General features: G+C 40.9%; 3 protein-coding genes and 2 pseudogenes. 2 read left to right on the forward strand and 3 right to left on the reverse strand.

The features are described from left to right. Together AAC037_RS22395 and atpC are read left to right on the forward strand one after the other, a co-directional pair. Positions 1–440, forward strand: a pseudogene (locus tag AAC037_RS22395) (F0F1 ATP synthase subunit beta); the annotation flags it as partial. A 52-nt stretch (positions 441–492) separates the two neighbouring features. Further along, positions 493–738, forward strand: a complete 246-nt coding sequence (atpC, locus tag AAC037_RS22400; RefSeq protein ID WP_339905753.1) for an ATP synthase F1 subunit epsilon — start codon at positions 493–495, stop codon at positions 736–738. A 92-nt stretch (positions 739–830) separates the two neighbouring features. On the opposite strand, the gene AAC037_RS22405 is transcribed toward atpC, so the two are convergent. From AAC037_RS22405 to AAC037_RS22415, 3 genes and pseudogenes are all read right to left on the reverse strand, one after another. Next, on the reverse strand, positions 831–1,640 hold the full coding sequence (locus AAC037_RS22405) for an N-acetylmuramic acid 6-phosphate etherase (protein WP_339905754.1): 810 nt from the start codon (positions 1,638–1,640) through the stop codon (positions 831–833). Between the two features lie 34 nt (positions 1,641–1,674). Next, positions 1,675–2,487 carry an aldolase/citrate lyase family protein gene (locus AAC037_RS22410; protein WP_339905755.1) on the reverse strand — a complete coding sequence of 271 codons (813 nt, stop codon included), beginning with the start codon at positions 2,485–2,487 and terminating at the stop codon, positions 1,675–1,677. 2 nt (positions 2,488–2,489) lie between these two features. Further along, positions 2,490–3,253, reverse strand: a pseudogene (locus AAC037_RS22415) (hypothetical protein); the annotation flags it as partial.

Raw genomic sequence — 3,253 nt, forward strand, 5'->3', positions numbered from 1 at the left:
CTGTACTTTCAAGAAAAATTGCAGAGCTAGGAATTTATCCGGCAGTGGATCCTTTGGATTCTACTTCCAGAATTCTTGAACCATCTGTAGTAGGTGATGAGCATTATAACTGTGCCACCAATATAAAAGAGCTTCTACAGCGCTACAAAGAACTTCAGGATATCATTGCCATCTTGGGTATGGAAGAGCTTTCTGAAGAAGATAAAATGGTCGTACACCGTGCCAGAAGGGTACAAAGATTCCTTTCTCAACCTTTCCACGTTGCCGAGCAATTTACTGGCCTTAAAGGTGTGTTGGTAGATATCAAAGATACCATCAAAGGATTCAATATGATCATGGATGGAGAGTTGGATCACTTGCCTGAATCAGCATTTAACCTTGTAGGTAGCATTGAAGATGCCATTGCCAAAGGGGAGAAAATGTTGGCAGAAGAAAAATAATAGCCATTTATTAGGGTAGTACCGAAAGTATTACCCTTTAATAAAATAAATCATGCATTTAGAGATCATTACACCGGACCAAAAAGTATTTGAAGGAGAAGTGTCTGAAGCCACCTTTCCCGGAGCCGATGGTTCCTTTCAAGTATTGAAAAACCACGCTGCTTTAATATCTGCCCTTGAAAAAGGTGCCGTTTCTTACACCACCGCTGAAGGACAAAAGTCATTGGTGGTAGATGGAGGAGTAGTGGAGGTTAATGACAATAAAATTATTGTATTGGCTGAAAAGGTAGTGGATTGATTTACATCTTTTCTCAAAGAACAAAAAGGGTTCTGAAATTAAATTTTCAGAACCCTTTTTGTTTATCGGGCTTTACCCTATTTTTCTTTCTTCTATTTCCCCAAGGATGCTAGCGCTGATTTAACAGAACCCTTATCCATCAATAAGGCCTTTGCCTCCTCATAATTACTCATTGCTGCACGCTCCATAAGCATTTTCACGCTTCTATCAACAATCTTGTCATTGATCAATAAAACGTTGACCATTTTATTGTCTTCCACCCTGCCTAAGCGAATCATACTGGTGGTGGAAATCATGTCAAAAATCATTTTCTGTGCAGTGCCACACTTCATTCGGGTACTTCCGGAAACAAATTCCGGTCCGGTGAGTATCTCCACAGGGAAATCTGCATTTGCCGCAATAGGTGATTCGGGGTTACTTACAATGCAACCGGTTGACACAGCATTTGCTTTGCAAGATTTTAAAGCCCCCAAAACAAAGGGAGTAGTCCCACTTGCCGAAATCCCTAAAACAAAATCTTTGTCAGAAACTTCATAACCTTTCAATGCTTCCCAACCGGCATTGGGATCATCCTCTTTTTCTTCCCTCGCCTCTATCAAACGATCCACTCCACCTGCCAAAATAACATTCACTTTACCCTTGGGTATTCCGTAAGTGGTAGGAAGCTCTATCGCATCCAATACAGAAAGTCTGCCGCCACTTCCGGCACCTAAATAAAATAGCCTGCCGCCATTTTCAAGTTTATCAACAATGTTTTTAATCAACAGATTGATTTCCGGCAATGCTTTTTCAATGGCAAGGGCCACTTTCTTGTCTTCATTGTTAATATTGGCAGTCAACTCCTCTATGGACATTTTTTCCAAATGTCTGTACAAGGAGGGTTGTTCTGTTATTTTTGTCATTTTATATCAGTTTAAATAAGTTCACGAGAAAATTTTATATGACAGGACTATCGGAGGTTCCTGGATTTTTGGTGGCAGCATCCCCAAAGTTGGACCTCACTTGCCCCAAGTCTTTGTTTAGCCTTTGTGTAAATAACGCATAATCCGAACTATGAACCACCATATTTACCCCCTCCTTTATCCAGAAAATTTGTCTTTCAATGGTTTCAGAAAAATGAATTCCTACCATTAAGCCTAACTTTCTACTTGTTTGGATGATCTGCCTTACGGCCTTAACAAAATCAGGATGATCATAAGCCTCAGGAATCCCCATACTTACAGACAAATCATGTGGGCCTATAAATACGCCATCAAGACCCCGTAAAGATAATAATTCATCCAATTGCTGCAATGCAGGCACACTTTCGATATTCACTATACTCAAGTGCCCTTTGTTGTAATTGGCCAAATAATCCTCCAAGCCCTGGGGTATTTTCTCTCTGTCCTCTAAATACAGGTTTAATTTTTCTCCTTTTAAAGGTCTGAATTTGGTTGCACCAATTAATACCTGAACCTCTTGAACGGATTCAACATAGGGGATTACCACCCCCGTAGCCCCGGCATCAATGGCCTGGCAGATCAAGTGATGGTCAGCTTTATAAACCCTTACTATGGGAACAATCCCTCTTCCTTTATAAGTATCACATAAGGTAGCAAGTTCTTTTCGTGAAAGAGAGATATGTTCTGTATCAATAAAAACAAAATCCAAACCAGAGGAGGCCAGTGCTTTAGGCCACAAGGGATTATTTGAGGTAACACAAGTGCCAAGCACCAATTCTCCGGACTGAATTTTATTATTAAAGCTCATTTTTATTTGATTAATGGATCGCTGATTACGTTTAAATATCTTCCCATCCAGTAAGGCAATAGCCATATATCGCCGGCACTATACTCCTGACTTCCTCCATTGCCTCCATCCAAAGTGAAGCGGTTTCCATTGTGCCTGCGAATCATTAGTTCATCAGGAGGAAGGACTTCACTTGTGCTTTGTCTTCTAAAATTTTCCTCTAATAGCTCAAGGTCTTTTCTATGGCTGTTCTTTGTGCTCCAGCTAATCATATCCAGAGGATGCTCCTGAAGATACCAAACTGCTTCCTCAAGGTCAAAATTTTCTCGATCTACCAAAGCCCCAAAAATATTCCACAATCCGTCTCTCTCTGGACGTTCGGCTTCCCAATGGTCTTTGATTGCCTCCTTGTACTTCTCTTTCAACTCATCCGTAAAGGCATATCGGTACAAGCCCCAGTAACCAAGGAAATACATCTCGTCATCTGAATGGTTCCACGACTCGGATAACATAGCCGCCCAGTCATCACTCCCTTCTTCTGCTTTTCCAATTCCTTCCATAGGGCGCATAAGGTTTTCTAGGTAGCCATGTTTATCCATTAAATTGTAAGCTTCCTTTTTGTACATTTCCTTGCCGGTAAAATGGTAAGCCGTTTGTAACATGGCAATGATATTAGAGGAGTTTAATTTCCTGTCGCCAACCATGGTAGGAAAACCATTTACATATTCGGGATTCCACCTTCCCCAGGTCGTATGTTTGCCGTCAAAATCAATCAGGTACCAATCAT

This window comes from uncultured Cyclobacterium sp. (assembly GCF_963976465.1).
GTDB lineage: Bacteria > Bacteroidota > Bacteroidia > Cytophagales > Cyclobacteriaceae > Cyclobacterium.